The sequence below is a fragment of the Brevibacterium sp. HMSC063G07 genome, from assembly GCF_001810665.1.
In the GTDB taxonomy this organism is placed as follows: Bacteria; Actinomycetota; Actinomycetes; order Actinomycetales; family Brevibacteriaceae; genus Brevibacterium.
Genome location: NZ_KV802321.1, coordinates 191,381 through 208,488 on the forward strand (window position 1 = coordinate 191,381; position 17,108 = coordinate 208,488).

General features: G+C 62.6%; 16 protein-coding genes. 14 read left to right on the plus strand and 2 right to left on the minus strand.

Annotated elements, in window-relative coordinates; all coding sequences use genetic code 11:
- Window positions 1-76 precede the first annotated feature (76 nt).
- The 12 genes from thrS (at window position 77) to HMPREF2757_RS00955 (ending at window position 12,759) form a co-directional block, all read left to right on the plus strand.
- The gene (gene thrS / locus HMPREF2757_RS00900) at window positions 77-2,029 is read left to right on the plus strand and encodes a threonine--tRNA ligase (RefSeq protein WP_370919376.1); all 1,953 of its coding nucleotides are present in this window, start codon (window positions 77-79) and stop codon (window positions 2,027-2,029) included.
- Complete coding sequence (locus tag HMPREF2757_RS00905; RefSeq protein ID WP_070572496.1) at window positions 2,029-2,610, plus strand: HIT family protein; 582 nt, start codon at window positions 2,029-2,031, stop codon at window positions 2,608-2,610. The genes thrS and HMPREF2757_RS00905 overlap by 1 nt, the downstream gene beginning before the upstream one ends.
- Window positions 2,597-3,211, plus strand: a complete 615-nt coding sequence (gene pgsA / locus HMPREF2757_RS00910) for a phosphatidylinositol phosphate synthase (protein WP_070572498.1) — start codon at window positions 2,597-2,599, stop codon at window positions 3,209-3,211. The genes HMPREF2757_RS00905 and pgsA overlap by 14 nt, the downstream gene beginning before the upstream one ends.
- The gene (locus tag HMPREF2757_RS00915; RefSeq protein ID WP_070572500.1) at window positions 3,208-3,705 is read left to right on the plus strand and encodes an NUDIX hydrolase; all 498 of its coding nucleotides are present in this window, start codon (window positions 3,208-3,210) and stop codon (window positions 3,703-3,705) included. The genes pgsA and HMPREF2757_RS00915 overlap by 4 nt, the downstream gene beginning before the upstream one ends.
- 74 nt (window positions 3,706-3,779) lie before the next feature.
- A complete protein-coding gene (locus tag HMPREF2757_RS00920) occupies window positions 3,780-4,535 on the plus strand; it encodes a YebC/PmpR family DNA-binding transcriptional regulator (RefSeq protein WP_070572502.1) in 756 nt (251 codons plus the stop codon).
- Between the two features lies 1 nt (window position 4,536).
- Window positions 4,537-5,139, plus strand: a complete 603-nt coding sequence (gene ruvC / locus HMPREF2757_RS00925; protein WP_070572503.1) for a crossover junction endodeoxyribonuclease RuvC — start codon at window positions 4,537-4,539, stop codon at window positions 5,137-5,139.
- A gap of 49 nt (window positions 5,140-5,188) precedes the next feature.
- On the plus strand, window positions 5,189-5,791 hold the full coding sequence (ruvA, locus tag HMPREF2757_RS00930) for a Holliday junction branch migration protein RuvA (RefSeq protein ID WP_226829183.1): 603 nt from the start codon (window positions 5,189-5,191) through the stop codon (window positions 5,789-5,791).
- The gene (gene ruvB, locus HMPREF2757_RS00935; protein ID WP_070572507.1) at window positions 5,788-6,858 is read left to right on the plus strand and encodes a Holliday junction branch migration DNA helicase RuvB; all 1,071 of its coding nucleotides are present in this window, start codon (window positions 5,788-5,790) and stop codon (window positions 6,856-6,858) included. The genes ruvA and ruvB overlap by 4 nt, the downstream gene beginning before the upstream one ends.
- Before the next feature lie 105 nt (window positions 6,859-6,963).
- Window positions 6,964-7,398 carry a preprotein translocase subunit YajC gene (gene yajC / locus HMPREF2757_RS00940; RefSeq protein ID WP_070572509.1) on the plus strand — a complete coding sequence of 145 codons (435 nt, stop codon included), beginning with the start codon at window positions 6,964-6,966 and terminating at the stop codon, window positions 7,396-7,398.
- 20 nt (window positions 7,399-7,418) lie between these two features.
- Window positions 7,419-9,344 (plus strand): protein translocase subunit SecD, encoded by a 1,926-nt coding sequence (gene secD / locus HMPREF2757_RS00945; protein ID WP_070572510.1) that lies wholly within the window; start codon window positions 7,419-7,421, stop codon window positions 9,342-9,344.
- The gene (gene secF, locus HMPREF2757_RS00950) at window positions 9,344-10,363 is read left to right on the plus strand and encodes a protein translocase subunit SecF (protein WP_070572512.1); all 1,020 of its coding nucleotides are present in this window, start codon (window positions 9,344-9,346) and stop codon (window positions 10,361-10,363) included. Before secD ends, secF begins: the two co-directional genes overlap by 1 nt.
- Window positions 10,364-10,452: 89 nt before the next feature.
- The gene (locus HMPREF2757_RS00955) at window positions 10,453-12,759 is read left to right on the plus strand and encodes a RelA/SpoT family protein (protein ID WP_070572514.1); all 2,307 of its coding nucleotides are present in this window, start codon (window positions 10,453-10,455) and stop codon (window positions 12,757-12,759) included.
- Between the two features lie 62 nt (window positions 12,760-12,821).
- On the opposite strand, the gene HMPREF2757_RS00960 is transcribed toward HMPREF2757_RS00955, so the two are convergent.
- Together HMPREF2757_RS00960 and HMPREF2757_RS00965 are read right to left on the minus strand one after the other, a co-directional pair.
- A complete protein-coding gene (locus tag HMPREF2757_RS00960) occupies window positions 12,822-13,391 on the minus strand; it encodes a hypothetical protein (RefSeq protein ID WP_070572516.1) in 570 nt (189 codons plus the stop codon).
- A gap of 87 nt (window positions 13,392-13,478) precedes the next feature.
- The gene (locus HMPREF2757_RS00965; protein ID WP_226829181.1) at window positions 13,479-15,029 is read right to left on the minus strand and encodes a DUF349 domain-containing protein; all 1,551 of its coding nucleotides are present in this window, start codon (window positions 15,027-15,029) and stop codon (window positions 13,479-13,481) included.
- 13 nt (window positions 15,030-15,042) lie between these two features.
- Between HMPREF2757_RS00965 and HMPREF2757_RS00970 the strand changes: the two genes are divergently transcribed.
- On the plus strand, window positions 15,043-15,693 hold the full coding sequence (locus tag HMPREF2757_RS00970; protein WP_070572518.1) for an MBL fold metallo-hydrolase: 651 nt from the start codon (window positions 15,043-15,045) through the stop codon (window positions 15,691-15,693).
- Window positions 15,694-15,740: 47 nt separating this feature from the next.
- A complete protein-coding gene (gene hisS, locus HMPREF2757_RS00975) occupies window positions 15,741-17,084 on the plus strand; it encodes a histidine--tRNA ligase (protein WP_070572520.1) in 1,344 nt (447 codons plus the stop codon).
- The last annotated feature ends 24 nt before the right edge of the window (window positions 17,085-17,108 follow it).

Below are 17,108 nucleotides of genomic sequence, written 5' to 3' on the forward strand. Positions count from 1 at the left end.
AAACGACCACGTATAAGGAGAAGCCGTGTCTGACACGCTGACTGTCGCCGGAGAAGAAATTCCCTACACCGAAGGGATGACGAGCACCGAGCTCTTTGCATCCGACCCGACGACAGTGGCAGTTTGGATCAACGGCGCATCATGCGACCTGGTCCGTCAGCTGCAGCCCGGTGATGTTGTTGAGCCCATCAGCATCAGCAGCGAAGAAGGACTGAACATTCTTCGCCACTCCACCGCACACGTTGTTGCCCAGGCCGTGCAGGAGCTGTTCCCCGGCACCAAACTGGGCATCGGCCCCTACATCACCGACGGCTTCTACTACGACTTTCAAGTCGAAGAGCCGTTCACACCGCAGGACCTCAAAGCCATTGAAAAGCGCTGCCAGCGGATTGTGAAAGAAGGTCAGACCTTCCACCGGGTCGAAGTCAGCGACGACGAAGCCCGCAGCCGCCTGGCAGACGAACCCTTCAAACTCGAACTCGTCGAAGACAAAGGCAAGGGCGCTGAAGGCGCGAGCGTCGAAGTCGGCGGCGGCCAGCTGACCATCTACGAAAACCGCAGCCGCAAGGGCGACATCGTATGGGAAGACCTCTGCCGGGGACCCCATCTGCCGTCAACCAAGCTCATAGGCAACGGCTTTGCGGTCACCAAATCCTCCGCCGCCTACTGGCGGGGCGATCAGTCCAATGCGAGCCTGCAGCGCGTCTACGGAACCGCCTGGCCCTCCAAAGACGAACTGCGCGCATACCAGGAGCGCATCGCAGAAGCTGAACGGCGCGACCACCGCAAACTCGGAGCGGAGCTCGACCTGTTCTCCTTCCCGGACGAACTCGGCTCGGGCCTGCCGGTATTCCACCCCAAGGGCGGCGTCATCAAAAGGGTTATGGAGGACTACGTCCGCCAGCGCCACATCGAAGAGGGCTTCGAGTACGTGGGCACCCCGCACATCTCAAAAGAAGCGCTGTACTACACCTCGGGCCACTTGCCGTACTACGGCGAGAACATGTTTCCGCCGTTCACCGTCGACAAGCACATCGCCGAGGACGGCACCGTCACCCACGAGGGCACTGACTATCGCCTGAAGGCGATGAACTGCCCCATGCACAACCTCATCTACCGTTCCCGCGGGCGCTCCTACCGCGATCTCCCGCTGCGGCTGTTCGAGTTCGGCACGGTGTACCGCGACGAACCGTCCGGTGTGATCCACGGTCTCACGCGCGTGCGCGGCTTCGCCCAGGACGATTCGCACTCCTACGTTGCAGAAGAGGACGCGGCAGCTGAAATCAAGCACCTGCTGGACTTCATGCTGTCCCTGCTGCGGGATTTCGGCCTGGACGACTTCTACCTCGAACTGTCCACTCGCGAAGTCGACGGTGCGAAGAAAGACAAGTTCATCGGCACGGACGAACAGTGGGAAATCGCAACAAACACCCTGCGCGAAGTCGCCGAAGCCACGGGACTTGAGCTTGTTCCGGACCCGGGCGGTGCCGCTTTCTACGGCCCGAAGATCTCCGTGCAGGCCCGTGACGCCATCGGCCGCACCTGGCAGATGTCGACAGTCCAGATGGACTTCAACCAGCCGGAGCGATTCGACCTCGAATACAGCGCCTCAGACGGCACGCGCCGCCGCCCCGTCATGATCCACTCGGCCAAGTTCGGTTCGATTGAGCGCTTCATCGGCGTGCTCACCGAGCACTACGCGGGCGCGTTCCCCGTGTGGCTCTCACCGGTGCAGGCGGTGCTCGTCCCGGTGGCCGATGAGTTCGACGACTACTGCTGGGACATTGCCCAAAAGCTCAAGGCCAGGGGAGTGCGCGTCGAAGTCGACACCTCCGATGACCGCTTCCCCAAGAAGATCCGCAACGCTTCGAAGTCCAAGGTCCCCTACACACTCATTGCAGGCGGCGAAGACCGTGACGCCGGTGCGGTGTCCTTCCGCTTCCGCGACGGCAGTCAGGACAACGGCGTGCAGGTAGACGAAGCCGTAGAGCGGATCGTCAAGGCCATTGAAGATCGGGCGCAGGTCTGATGACGGGCATTCCCGAACCTGAAGCGGCTGCCGGCTTTCCCGGCGAACCCGATGGGCTGCAGAGACTCTGGACTCCCCATCGCTTCGTCTACGTCGGCGGCGAAGACAAGCCCGCCGACTCAAGCGAGCAGTCCTGCCCGTTCTGTGCCGCACCTGAGCGCAGCGACGAAGACGGTCTCATCGTGGCTCGCGGAGAACACGCCTTCGTCATCCTGAACCTGTACCCGTACAATCCGGGCCACGTGCTCGTGTGTCCGTACCGCCATGTTGCCGACTACACGGACCTGACACCCGCGGAAACCGTTGAAGTCGCGCAGATGTCGCAGAAGATGATGCGCGTGATCCGGGCGGTGTCCTCGCCGCACGGCTTCAACTTGGGCATGAACCAGGGTGCGGTCGCCGGTGCGGGGATTGCCGCTCATCTGCACCAGCACATCGTGCCGCGGTGGGGAGGGGATGCAAACTTCTTCCCGATCATCGCCGAGACTAAGGCGCTGCCGCTGGTCCACGGGCAGGTGCAGAAGCTCTACAGCGAAGAATGGAACCGGCAGGAACCCCATAACGGCGATGCTCACCTCTAAGCTCCGAGGTGCGGTCGAAGTCTGCACGCGACCAGTTGCGGCTGTACTCGGCCGATTGGGGCTTACGCCTAACGCGATCACGGTGATCGGGACCGTTGGCACCGCAGTGTCGGCTGCCGTCCTGTACCCGCTGCAGCACTACCTTCTGGGTACTCTCGCGGTGACGTTCTTTGTTCTGTTCGACATGCTCGACGGGACACTCGCCCGACTCCGCGGCACCACCAGCAGGTGGGGCGCCTTTCTCGATTCGACACTGGATCGGATTGCCGACGGGGCGGTGTTCGGCAGCCTGGCCGCAGCGGCCTTCCTCAGCGGCCGGGCGGCCGCGGGAGGACTGGCTCTGTCGGCTTTGGTCTTCGCGTTCACGGTCTCGTACACCCGCGCCCGAGGTGAAGCTGTCGGAGGCGATGGGTCCGGAGGGCTGATGGAGCGCACGGAGCGTTTGATCGTGGTGCTCGTCGCCGCCGGTTGTGTCGGCCTCGGGGCGCCGTATAGTGTGCTCACTAGCGCACTTGCACTGGTTGCCGCCGGTGCCCTTGTGACTGTTTTTCAGAGAATGCGCTCGGTTTTCCTGAGCGTGAAATCGGAGGACACGGTATGAAGGTCCGCACGGCTGCCCGCGTGGTGCTTCTCAATGCTGAAGACGAAGTGTTCATGCTCCAGTGCCGCGACCTGGGGGATCATTCGCGACGCTACTGGTTCACCGTAGGCGGCGGAGCTGAACTGGGGGAGACCTCGAAGCAGACTGCGGCCCGGGAACTCGCCGAAGAGACCGGCATTGAATGTGAACCGTCTGATCTTCTGGGCCCCTTGGCCACGTGCCGTGTGTCCATCCAGTTCTCAACCGGTGTGCTGGTGCAGGACGAGGTGTACTTCGGCATGCGCTTCACCGAAGACATCGATCTTGACGAAGCCATGTGGAGTGATAGGGAAAAGGCCGCCATCACGGGTGCACGCTGGTGGTCGAAAGAGGAAGTCGAGAAGTCTTCCGAGGTGATCTACCCGCCCGAACTGCCTTTCCTCATCGACCTTGTCTGTGCGGGCGTGGAGCCCGTATCGCCGTTGCCCCTGAACGGTCCCGGCGGTGCGGAGTAGACGGCCGGCCGCTTTGCCCCGGTGGTGGTCTTACAATGTAGACCGGACATCAATCGAACGCGAGGAGAGATTTCGTGGCAGGTCACTCAAAATGGGCTACGACTAAACACAAGAAGGCCGCTATTGACGCAAAGCGCGGCAAACTCTTCGCGAAGCTGGTCAAAAACATCGAAGTCGCGGCACGCGCCGGCGGTCCCGACGTCGAAGGCAACCCCACCCTGTTCGATGCGATTCAGAAGGCCAAGAAGAACTCCGTTCCGGCTGACAACATCGAACGCGCAGTCAAGCGCGGCGGCGGTCTCGACGGCGACGGCGTCGAATATTTCCCCATCACCTACGAAGCCTACGGGCCCGGCGGCGTTGGCCTGCTCATCGAGTGCTTGACCGACAACAAGAACCGCGCCGCCTCTGACGTCCGCGTTGCGGTCAGCCGCAACAACGGCAACCTGGCCGACCCCGGTTCGGTCGCCTTCAACTTTGCGCGCAAGGGCGTCGTCGTGGTCAAGCAGTCTGCGGCTGATGACATGGCGATCCTCGAAGCCACAATGGACGCAGGTGCCGAAGAGGTCAAAGACCAGGGCGAAACCTGGGAGGTGATCTCGGAGGCCACCGATCTGGTGCCCGTCCGATCTGCCCTCCAGGAAGCCGGCATTGACTACGACAGCGCTGACCTTGCCTTCGTCCCGAACGTCGAAGTTCCGCTGTCGGTCGAAGACGCACGCAAGCTTGCCGCGCTCGTCGATGCGATCGAAGACCTCGACGACGTGCAGAACATCTACGACAACGCTGACATCTCCGACGACACAGCGGCTGCCCTAGCCGAAGACTGACATGCGTGTCCTCGGCGTCGATCCCGGGCTGACCCGCTGCGGTATCGGGGTCATCGACTCCGGGCGCGCATCCCGGCCGTCGCTCGTGGCAGTCGACGTCATTCGCACCGACGCCTACGGAGCGTCAGATGTCAGGCTGGGCCTGATTGCGGATGCCTTCGACCGCTTTCTCGACGACTGCAGGCCGGACGTCGTTGCAATCGAGCGGCCGTTTGCGCGTTCGGACGTTTCGACGATTATGGGAACAGCGCAGGCTTCGGGGCTCACCATGGGCCTTGCGGCTCGTCGCGGAATCCCGGTGGCCATGCACACCCCATCGGAAATCAAAAAAGCTGTTTCCGGCAACGGGCGAGCGGACAAGAAGCAGGTGACGAGCATGGTCACCCGTATTCTCAGACTTAACGCTCCTCCCAAGCCCGCCGATGCCGCAGACGCCCTGGCAGTCGCCATCTGCCACCTGTGGCGCGGGGCGGTGGGAGCGCAGTCGACCCCCGGTTCGACAAAGGACGTCCTGGCCCGGCGGGCGCAGGGTCTGCAGGGTTCGGGCATGACAAAGGCGCAGGAACAGTGGGCCGCGGCGATTCGGACCGCCAAATCACGCTGACGAAGTGGCATACTGTTTTCGCACACCTGTTCTAAAACTCTGAGGGTTTTTGTTGATCAGCTTTATTCAGGGAAGCGTTGAATCGATCCACGCTGACTCCGTTGTCGTTCTCACCTACGGGATTGGGCGCAAAGTCTTTGTCAGCCCGTCGCTTCTGAGCGGCGTTCGGCACGGTCAAGAGGTCGGCATTCACACGGAGCTCGTTGTTCGTGAAGACGCGCTGACGCTGTTCGGCTTTTCCTCCCGTGATGAACGAGACACCTTCGTTGCCCTGCAGTCGGCATCGGGTGTTGGCCCCAAGCTGGCCATGGCGGTGCTGGCGGTCCTCACCCCCGGCGAGCTCGCCGCCGCGGTAGAAGACGGAGACACCAAGGCCCTTACGCGCGTACCGGGTGTTGGGCCGAAGGTCGCCGGACGCCTGGTGCTGGAGCTATCCGGAAAGATCACGGCCGCACCGACGGGTGCGGGCTCTGCTCCACGGGCTGCTGGCAAACAGTCGATCATCGCAGAAGTCGTGCAGGCGCTTATCGGCCTGGGATGGAAAGAGGCAAACGTCCAACCTGTTGTGGAAGCGGCGGCTGAAGACGATGCCAACAGCGATGTCAGCAGCCTGCTCAAAGCCAGCCTGCGCACTCTCGGGAAGAAGCGATGAGCGACGGCTACGAAATCGACTTCGGCGGCGACGAACCGACGCCGGCCGAACTTGAACGGCTCATGAGCGCCGGCGCCGGTTCGGATGAGCGCGCAGCCGAAGCCGCCCTTCGCCCCAAGGGCCTGGATGACTTCACGGGACAGCCCCAGGTTCGCGAGCAGCTGTCTCTTGTGCTCGATGCAGCGCGAGCTCGCGGCAAGGCTCCCGATCACGTGCTGCTCTCCGGGCCGCCGGGCTTGGGCAAGACAACGCTGGCGATGATTATCGCCCACGAAATGAACTCGCAGATCCGCATCACTTCGGGTCCTGCTGTGCAGCACGCGGGGGATCTCGCCGCGATCCTGTCCTCGCTCGAAGAAGGCGAGGTGCTCTTCATCGACGAAGTGCACCGAATGGCCCGTGCCGCCGAAGAAATGCTGTACGTGGCCATGGAGGACTTCCGGGTCGACGTCATTGTGGGCAAAGGCCCCGGCGCCACCGCGATTCCGCTGGACCTTCCGCCGTTCACTATGGTCGGTGCGACTACTCGCAGCGGTCTGCTTCCCGCGCCCCTGCGCGACCGGTTCGGCTTCACGGGCCACCTGGACTTCTATTCGCCGCAAGACCTGCTCATTGTTCTGCGCAGATCAGCGCGCATGCTCGGCATCGAAGCCGATTCTGAAGGGCTGGCAGAAATCGCCGGACGCTCTCGCGGCACTCCGCGCATTGCCAATCGCCTGCTGCGGCGCGTACGCGACTGGGCCCAGGTGCGCGGAAGCGGCGTCATCGATCTGCACGCTTCCCAGTCGGCCCTGGAAGTCTACGAGGTCGACAGTCGCGGTCTCGACCGCCTGGACCGCGCGGTGCTCGACACACTCTGTCGTCGTTTCGGCGGGGGACCGGTGGGTCTGCAGACCCTCGCGGTGTCAGTCGGCGAAGAATCCGAAACGGTCGAAGAGGTCGCCGAACCGTTCCTCGTGCGCGAAGGCCTGCTGTCGCGCACCCCGCGCGGCCGAATAGCAACCGCGGAAGGGTGGGAGCACATCGGCCTCACCCCGCCCGAGGGTGCTTTTTCTCAAATGTTCTGAGAAGGCCTGCCAACAGGGGCGCTCGACGACGGTTTTCGGAGTGATTGACGTCGACGGTAGAATATCCGAGGTTTGTTCTGACCCCATAAGCGAAAGAGGTTTCCGGTGAACCCCAATGTCCTCATTATGCTCGCCCTCGGCGCGCTGCTGATCTTTATGATGGTCAGCTCCCGCCGCAAGCAGAAGGCCCACCAGGAGCAGATCGCCCGCGGTCTCGTACCCGGTGCACGCATCATGACCGGTGCCGGAATCTTCGGCACCGTCGTCTCGGTTGACGAAGAGACCAACCAGGTGACAATCGAATCCGGCCCCGGAACCCAGCTCATCATCCACCGTCGGTCCATCGGCCATATCGAAGCGAACGAACCGGCAGCACCTGCGGAGCAGAGTTCCCATCAGGGACCCATTCAGCGTGACGACGCCGATGAATCGCCGCTGAAGAACTCCGAACCCAGCATCACCGACGCCGAACTCGACGCTCACAACGAAGCCAAGCGCGCAAAGGGCGACGACGCCGACAGCTCAGACGACACCAAGTAACACCAACCAGAAAGCAGACCGTGTCCGCTTCAGATAAAAAAGCTCGCCCCGGACGCAGCTTCGCAGTGCTTGGGGTCTTCTCAGCACTGCTGGCTGGCCTGGTTGCCCTGGGGGCCGTGTTCTCCTCGGCAACCTGGGCCCCGAAGCTCGCCCTCGACCTCGAAGGCGGCACCTCGATCATCCTGGAACCCCAGATCAAAGATCAGCAGGTGACCAAAGAACAGCTGGAACAGGCAGTCGAGATCATCCGACAGCGCGTCGACTCCACGGGCGTGTCGGAAGCTGAGATCTCCACTCAGGGCGACCGCAACATCGTCGTGAACCTGCCGGGCAACCCTGACGAAAAGACCCGAGACCTCGTCCGCTCATCAGCTCAGCTGTCCTTCCGCCGCGTAGCCTTCGTCGGCCCGCCCGAATCCGCTGCTGCTCAGGAAAAGCAGCAGAAAGAACAAGAGGATTCACAGAAGAAGAAATCCGACGAGCTGTCCGAAGAAGACCAGAAGCGGATTGAGGACCTCATCGGAGATCAGGAAGGTGAGCAGCAGGACGGTGAAGCGCCCCAGGGCGGCGGAACCGCATCCGCTCCGGCTGATGGCGAAGACGCCAAGAAGCCCGCTGAAGAATCGCCCTCTGCCGAGCCCAAAGGCACAGAGGGCAAAGATGACGACGGCAAGCGTCCCCGCTTTGACCCGATGACCGACAACAGCTGGCAGTCGCAGAAGGTGATGAAGGAATTCACCGAGCTCGACTGCACCGATCCGGCCAACCGCACAGGCGGCAAGCAAACCCCGGCTGACGAAGTCGTCGTTGAATGTGCGCAAGACGGATCGGCCAAATTCGTGCTCGGCCCGGTTGAGCTTTCCGGTGAACACGTCAAAGACGCTTCCTACGGCTTCGAAACCTCGTCGTCGGGTCAGCAGACCAACCGCCTGGCCGTCACTATGGAGTTCGACGACGTCGGCCGCAAAGTGTTCGGCGAAATCACGCAGACAATCACCGGCCTGCAGCAGCCGTACAACCAGTTCGCAATCGAACTCGACGGGCTCGTGCTCTCAGCACCGGCATCGCAGTCAGCTGTCACCGACGGTCGGGCGCAGATCACCGGAAGCTTCTCTGAAGAAGAAGCCCAGACGCTGTCGAACCAGCTCAAGAACGGTGCCCTGCCGATTTCCTTCCAGGTGCAGTCCGAAGAGCAGATCTCGCCCACCCTCGGTGCTGACTACCTGCAGAAGGGTCTCATCGCAGGCGCAATCGGCCTGCTGCTCGTGGTCCTGTACTCGGTGCTGCAGTACCGCGCGCTGTCGACTGTGACAATCGCCAGCCTCGTGGCGGCGGGAATCCTCACCTACCTCCTGCTGCTGTTCGCATCCTGGCGCTACGGCTACCGCCTGTCGTTGGCCGGTCTGGCCGGCATCATCATCGGCATCGGCATGACGGCAGACTCGTTCATCGTCTACTTTGAGCGCATCCGAGACGAGATCCGCGACGGCCGTCGTCTGACGTCTGCCGTCGAAGTCGGCTGGGTGCGCGCCCGCCAGACAATCTACGCCTCGAAGGCAGTCAACATGCTGGCGGCGGTCATTCTGTACATCCTCGCCGTCGGTTCGGTGCGCGGCTTCGCCTTCACACTGGGGCTTACGGTGATCGTCGACGTCATCATCGTCGTGTTCTTCACCCACCCGATGCTGCAGCTGTTGGCACGGACGAAGTTCTTCGGTGAAGGCCACCCGATGTCCGGTATGGATCCACGTCAGCTGGGCGTCAAGCCGGCCGCCTACCGCGGTGCCATGGGCCTTGACCTCGAAAAAGCGCGACAGAAGACCACCGGACGCTCCGCCGAGGAAGCTCAGCGGCGAGAAGGTGCGCGCAGGCGCCGGGAGCGCGACACATCGTCATCGCTTGCCGCACGCAAAGCCGCAGCCGCCGAACAGGCAGGAGAAGACTGATGAAGAAGTTCTTTGATTTCGGCAACAAGCTGCACTCGGGCGAAGTTTCGATCCCGTTCGTGCGCAAAGGCAAGCTGTGGTTGGGTCTTGCCGCCCTTCTGACGGTCCTGTCGCTGCTGGTTCCCGTTGTCCGCGGTGCAGCCGGCGCCGAGCCGTTCAATCTGGGCATCGCCTTCACCGGCGGTTCGGAATTCCAGGTCGACCACGTTGACTCCTCAGCTGAAGCGCAGGCCAACAAGGCCGTCAACGACGCGGTGCCCGGTGCCGAACCGCGCACGGTGCCGACGTCGAACGACTCGCTGAAGATCGAAACGCGCCAGCTCAATGATGACGAAATGCAGAAAGTGCGCGATTCGCTCATTGAGTCCTTCGAAGTCAGCCCCGAGAACGTCACCTCGAACTTCGTCGGTCCGCTGTGGGGGCAGAACATCACCAAGAAGATGACGCTCGCACTAGTCATCTATGTTGGTCTTGCGCTCATCATCATGGCGCTGTACTTCCGGACCTTCAAGATGTCGCTGGCTGCGATTGTCGGCCTGTTCTTCGTCATGGTGCTCACCACCGGCATCTACGCGGCAACGGGCTTTGAGATCACTCCCGAGGCGATCATCGGCTTCCTTACGGTGCTTTCGTTCTCGCTGTACGACACGGTGGTGGTCTTCGACAAGATCCGCGAGACCACGAAGGACTTTGAGAAGAACCGCAAGCAGACGTTCTCATCGCTTGTCGAACTCGGCGTCAACCAGACCACTGTCCGGTCGATCAACACGACCGCCATCGGCGCGCTGCCGATCGGTGCGATTCTGTTCATCGGCGTGTTCCTCCTGGGAGCGGGAACTCTCACTGACATCGCCCTGTCGCTGTTCGTCGGCACGATCGTCGCCACAGTTTCGACGCTGTTCGTGGCCTCGCCCCTATACGCGGTTCTGCGCAGGACAGAGCACAAAGTCCGACAGCAGGAGCGCCTGGTGGAGACTGCTGCAGAAGCCGGAAGCGAAAAGGAGCGCGTCGCTTCGTGACGCGCTGAACCGGCGGCTCGTGTTCTGACCCCGAAGGTGCTTCCCCGCGCGTACAATGGGGAAGCACCTTCGGCGTTTCAGAGGGGAAGATGACTCAACAGCCACACTCAGGTTCCGGTCGACGCGGACTCAGCCGTCGCTTTGCTTTTTGGACGGCGCGCGCACAGAACAGTCCGCAGACGCCGAAAGTCCTGGCGCCGCTGCTGCAGATCGTCAAAGAGAACCATCCGAAGCTCGACACGGACGTGATCCTTCGGGCCTACCGCCTGGCAGACAAGGCCCACAAGGGGCAGATGCGCCGAAGCGGCGATCCCTACATCACACATCCGGTGGCGGTCGCGACTATCCTCGCTGAAATCGGCATGCCGCCCATTACGCTTGCGGCTGCGCTGCTGCACGACGTCGTCGAAGACACGGACTATTCACTTGACTATGTTCGCGAAGAGTTCGGGAACGAAATCGCCGTCATGGTCGACGGCGTGACAAAACTCGACAAAATCGAGTACGGACAGGCCGCGCAGGCTGAGACGGTGCGCAAGATGGTCATCGCGATGTCGCGCGATATTCGAGTGCTCGTCATCAAGCTGGCCGACCGGCTGCACAATGCCCGCACGTGGAAGTACGTATCGGCAGAATCTTCGTCCCGCAAAGCCCGTGAGACCCTCGACATCTATGCTCCGCTGGCTCACCGCCTGGGTATGAACACCATCAAGTGGGAACTGGAGGACCTGTCCTTCCAGGCGCTGTACCCCAAGGTGTATTCGGAGGTCGTGCGTCTCGTGGCCGAGCGCACACCCGAACGCGACAAGTACCTGGGCATCGTCGCCAAAGAGCTCGGCGCAGAACTTGCCGAGGCGAACATCGACGCCGACATCACCGGAAGACCCAAGCACTACTATTCGGTCTATCAGAAGATGGTCGTCCGCGGCCACGACTTCGAAGACATCTATGACCTTGTGGGCGTTCGCGTGCTGGTTGAAACAGTCCGCGAGTGCTATGCCGTGCTCGGCCTTGTCCACTCTCACTGGAGCCCCGTCACCGGACGCTTCAAGGACTACATTGCGATGCCGAAGTTCAACATGTACCAAAGCCTGCACACGACGGTCATCGGGCCGTACGGCAAACCTGTTGAGATTCAGATTCGCACCCGCGAAATGCACCGCCGCGCAGAGTTCGGCGTTGCGGCCCACTGGAAGTACAAGAACAGGGGCGGCAACGCCTCGACTCTGGGCACTGCCGGTGCCCGCACCGCTAAAGTCGGCGACGGCGGGGAAGTCGATCAGGTCGCGTGGCTTCGCCAGCTGATGGACTGGCAGAAGGACGTCCAGGACCCCGATGAATTCCTCGACAGCCTGCGCTATCAGGTCAGTGCGCAGGACGTCTACGCTTTCACTCCCAAGGGCGACATCGTGTCCCTGCCATCCGGGGCAACCCCGGTGGACTTCGCGTACACGGTGCACACCGAGGTGGGACACAAGACAATCGGCGCGCGCGTCAACGGCCGTCTGCTTCCGCTGGATACCCCGCTGAGCAATGGCGATGTCGTCGAAGTGCTGACTTCAAAGGACGAAAACGCGGGCCCCAGCCGCGACTGGCTGACCTTTGTGGCTTCGGCCCGAGCGCGCAACAAGATCCGCCAGTGGTTCTCCAAGGAGCGCCGAGAAGAGGCCATTGAAACCGGCCGCGAACAGCTGGCCCGAGCCATGCGCCGGCACCACCTGTCTGCCGAACGGCTCATGAGCAGCGAAGCGCTCGAAGCCGTCACCACCGGACAGCACTATGACAATGTCTCCGCCCTCTACGCCGCCATCGGCAACGGAACCATCTCTGCCGCCCACGTGGTCGACCTGCTGGCTCGCGAAGTCGAAAACGACAGTGAGGATGCCGAAGAGACCACAGCCATCCCGCTGTCGAATGCTTCTGGCCGGTCCCGCGGACACCATTCGTCGACCGCGGGTGTGCGGGTGAAGGGTGTGGACGACATCCTCATCAAACTCGCACGGTGCTGCACTCCCGTGCCCGGTGACGAGATCATCGGCTGGGTCACCCGGGGTGACGGGGTTTCGGTGCACAGGCAGGACTGCCGCAACGTGGCTCAGCTGAAGGCCTCGCCCGAGCGGATCATTGACGTCGAATGGGTGGCCGACGCTCGCGGTGTCTACTTGGTGCAGATTCAGGTTGAAGCACTCGACCGAGCGGGTCTGCTGTCGGATATCACCAAGGTGCTCACCGACAATCACGTCAACATCCTGTCGGCAACGATCGCCACGTCGAAAGCACGCGTTGCCCAGTCGCGCTTCGTCTTCGAAATGGGGGACTCGGGCCATCTGGACACGGTTCTCAAGGCGGTGCGCAAAGTCGATGGTGTGTTCGACGTCTATCGCATCACCGGCTGATAGCCGCGGTCACCGGCCACCGCTGGTGGCCGCGGGGCGACTGCCGAAACCGCCTGCGCAGGTCACAGCCCCGTGTGCGAGGCGGGATCGACCGAGCGCAGAAGTCTGCGGATTTCAACAACCCCGGGACGACGAAAGGAGTCTTCGGCCAATGCTGCCAGGGCTCTGCGCTGCTGCGGGGCGGTCGGTGCAAGAACGGCGCGGGCAGCCCGTCTGCGCCGAGCGAGGTCCTCGATCGGCAGAACGCAGTCGACAACCAGGTCGAACAGCGTTTTGAGCGGTTCGGTCAGGCGACACTCACCCAACTGGCGATACTCCTCGCGGCTGAGACTGCGCTCCCACACCGCGGTGCCTTCGGGGGCTCTGCGCACGCGGCGCCGGCTCAGAGTCGTGACGTCCAACAGCGCCGGAGCCTGCGCTGTGCCCCACCACACCCAGTGCGCCGCAGCGTGTGAAAAGGCGGTGCCGTGCACGGGCGGGGCTCCCAGAGCTGCCGCGCGCAGCGCAGGGGTCAGCACCGCGCCCGATCGAATCCACGCGGTGTCAGTCAGCTGTATCAGCAGGCCATCGCGCCTGAGCGAATACAGTTGGAGTGCGCTCAGCGGATGCCCGGTGCGAATGATCGTGTCCATGCATCCACTTTCTGAGGTCAGCGCCGACGAAACAAGAGGCCCCCGAAAGCTGTGGATAACTTCCGGGGGCCGTCAGCCGTTTAGCGGTCAGCTGAAGTCAGCAGCTGTGCGGCGCAGCTGATCGAGCCACTGCTCCTTGGTGGCCAGCTCTTCGCGCAGTTCTGCGGCCGTGGCAGAATCGCCGGCGGCTTCTGCCTTGTCGGCCTCGTCCTTCAGCTGGGCGGTCTGCTGCTCCAGCTGGGCGAGCATGCCCGAGGCGCGGTCCTGCTTGTCTGGGTCGGTGCGCTTCCATTCGGCGTGTTCTGCCTGGTCGATTGCGCGTTCGACTTCGCGCAGTCCGCTTTCCATGCGGCTGATGTCAGCCCGGGGGACAGGACCGGCTTCTTCCCACTTGTCCTGAATGGTGCGCAGCTGCTGCTTGGCCTTCTTGTGGTCTTCAACCGGCAGAAGCGCCTGCGCTTGGGCCAGCAGCTCCTCTTTCACCTGGAGGTTTCCGCGGTATTCTTCGTCGCGCTCGGCTTGATCAGCGCTGCGCGCACCGAAGAACGTGTCCTGGGCGGCGCGGAAGCGCTCCCACAGTTTGTCGTCGTCCTTGCGCTGGGCGCGCGGTGAGGCCTTCCACTGGTTCATGAGTTCGCGGAAGCGGCTGCTGGTTTCGCGCCACGCGGTCGAATCAGCGAGCTGTTCGGCTTCTTCGACGATCTTCTCTTTGATCTTCTTGCCTTCAGCGCTGCGCTTGTCGAGTTCGGCGAAGAACTCGCGGCGCATCTTTTCGAAGGTTCCGCGCGCTGATTTGAAGCGGTCCCACAGTTCTGTGTCCTGTGCGCGGGGAATGCGTGGGAAGCTCCTTTGGATCTCCTTCCATTCGTCGAAGAGTTCGCTCATCTTCGCCGAGGTGTTCTTCCAGTGGATGCTGCCGGGCGCCTGGGCAATGAGCCCTTCTGCACGCTCAATGACGCTCACGCGCTTCTTCACGCCTTCTTCGCGTGCTTTCTCGTGATCTGCGGCCTGGTCTTTCGCAGCGTCCTCCGCGCGCTTCTCGAGTGCGTCGAGGCGCTCCTTGAGCCCTTCGACGTCGCCGACAACACGGGCCTCTTCAAGGTCGGTTCGCGCCTTTGCCGCCGAGCGGATGATGTCCTCCGCCTTCGTGCCGGCGGCCAAGCGCTCTTCCAACAGGTCAACCGCTGAGGCGTGTTCGAGGAACCTGCGCGCGTAGAACTCAAGCGCCTGCTCTTTCGAGGCCGACGGGTACTGGCCGACTGCGACTTCGCCTTTGGAGGTTGTCAGGTACACATTGCCTTCGTCATCTGCGCGTCCGCAGTTCATTGCCGCAATGAGCGCCTGCGAGCTCGGCTGAGCGGGGGCTGCGGCGGCTGGGCGAGGAGCCGGCTTGGGGACGGGGCGCGGTTTGGGAGCGGGTGAGTCGGTCATCGTCTGCCTTCGGGTTGTCTGTCGGACGGCGCCTGCGGCGCGAAACACTGCCAGCATAGCGATTCTTCCGTTTTTCTGTTCGAATGCGGCGGCCTGTTCGGCAGCCGGGGCGCCGTTTTCCCTCCTGTTCTTCTGCGCCGGGCGGCTTAAGCGCGGGCCGAAAGCGGCGGGGCTGGACCCGCTGTGCGCCGTGTCGGCGACGGTCATTAGACTGTCGGCTATGCGCATCCTCAATTCAGAGGCCCCTTTTCTAGGCGTCAACTGCTATGCCGCCGCCGCGGACACAGGCGGCGAATGCGTGCTTTTCGACGCCGGTTTCGGAAACACGGATGCTCTTGCAGAGGGACTGAAGCAGCACGGGCTGACCCCCGTGGCTGTTCTTCTGACTCACGGCCACATCGATCACGTTTTGGGTCTGCCCGACTACCGGCGGCACTGGGATGTTCCGGTGTGGCTGCACGAGGCCGACGTCTACCGGCTGGATGATCCCGCGGCGACCATGTCCGCGCAGTTCCAGCCCATGCTTGCCGACGTTCTGCACGGCTGGGAGCCACCGGAGGTCGAGCTATTTGTCGATGGTCGTGAATGGGAGCTTGCCGGTCTGCGCATCGCGGCCCACCATCTTCCCGGCCACACGGAGGGCTCTACCGTGTTCTGCGTCACAGATGACTCTGACGCGGTCTACTTCAGCGGTGATGTTCTGTTCGCCGGATCCATCGGCCGGACTGATCTTCCCGGGGGAGACCACGCCACGATGGAGGCGTCCCTGTCGAAGCTGCGCACCTTCACCCCAGCGCCGGTCTATCCCGGACACGGTCCCAGCACTGAACTGGCCCGCGAAATCGCTGCCAACCCGTTTCTTGTCGGCTGAGCCCGATCCACCTTTTTCGAACCACGGATCTTTCAAGGAGCACTGTCATGTCCAAAGCCGCAAAGCTCTCGGGTTTCCCCGAATGGCTTCCGCAGGACCGGATCATTGAGGAGCGCGTCCTCGATCTGCTCAAACACACCTTTGAGCTCAACGGATTCGCCGCCGTGAACGTGCGCGCTGTCGAACCGCTGTCGATCCTCGCCAAAGACGGTGAAATCGACAAAGAGATCTTCACCCTCGGCAGGTTGCACTCGGAGGGCAGGGAGCGCAACCCGCTGGGTCTGCACTTCGACCTCACAGTGCCGACCGCCCGCTACGTTCTGGAAAACGCCGGCCACCTGAACTTTCCGTTCAAGCGCTACTCCATCCAGCCGGTGTGGCGCGGTGAACGTCCGCAGGACGGGCGGTTCCGCGAATTCATCCAGGCCGACATCGACGTCATCGGGGACGAAGTTCTCGCCGACCACTTCGAAGTCGAGATCCCGCTGGTCATGGTGCAGGCGTTTGACGCGCTGCGCGAATTGGGCGTACCGGAAGCGGGAATTGTCGCCAACAACCGCAAACTCCTCGAAGGCTTTGCCCGTGGGCTCGGCTTGGAGGATGTCACCTCGGTTCTGCGCGCTATCGACAAACTCGACAAGATCGGACTGGAAAAGGTCGAGGAACTGCTGATCGAAACCGCTGGCGCTGATCACGTCCAGGCCAAGCAGTGCCTGCGTCTGGCCGAAATCGAATCTGCAAGTTCGGATTTTGCCGAAGACGTCATCGCCCTCGGTGTGGAGCACCCGCTGCTGGACGAGGGGATCGCCACCCTTGTCACCCTTCTCGACTCTGCGAATCGTCTACACCCCGGAGCCGTCAAAGCGCAGCTGAAAATCGCTCGCGGTCTCGACTACTACACGGGAACCGTGTACGAAACCTTCCTCAAGGGCCACGAATCTCTGGGCTCGGTCGCCTCCGGCGGTCGCTATGACGCACTGGCCAAGACTGACAAGAAGGTCTACCCCGGCGTGGGCATGTCGCTGGGGGTTTCCCGGCTCATGTCCCGGCTCGTCGGCGCCAACCGGACACTCACCGCAACTCGCGGCGTGCCGACCGCAGTTCTCGTCGCAGTCACCGCAGAAGACCAGAGACCGGAAGCCGACCAGATCGCCGCGGCACTGCGCAGCAGGGGCATACCGGTCGATGTCTCACCGTCGGCTGACAAGTTCGGCAAGCAGATCCGCTACGCAGAACGCCGTGGGATTCCATTCGTGTGGTTCCCTTCGGCCGAAACCGGCAGCGAAGTCAAAGACATTCGGACAGGCGAACAGGTTTCTGCTGACCCGGACCTGTGGGCACCGCCAGAAGACGACATCTGGCCGCGCGTGCTGCGCGTCGACGCTGAGTGAGCCCACTGCCGTGACGGCTAAACT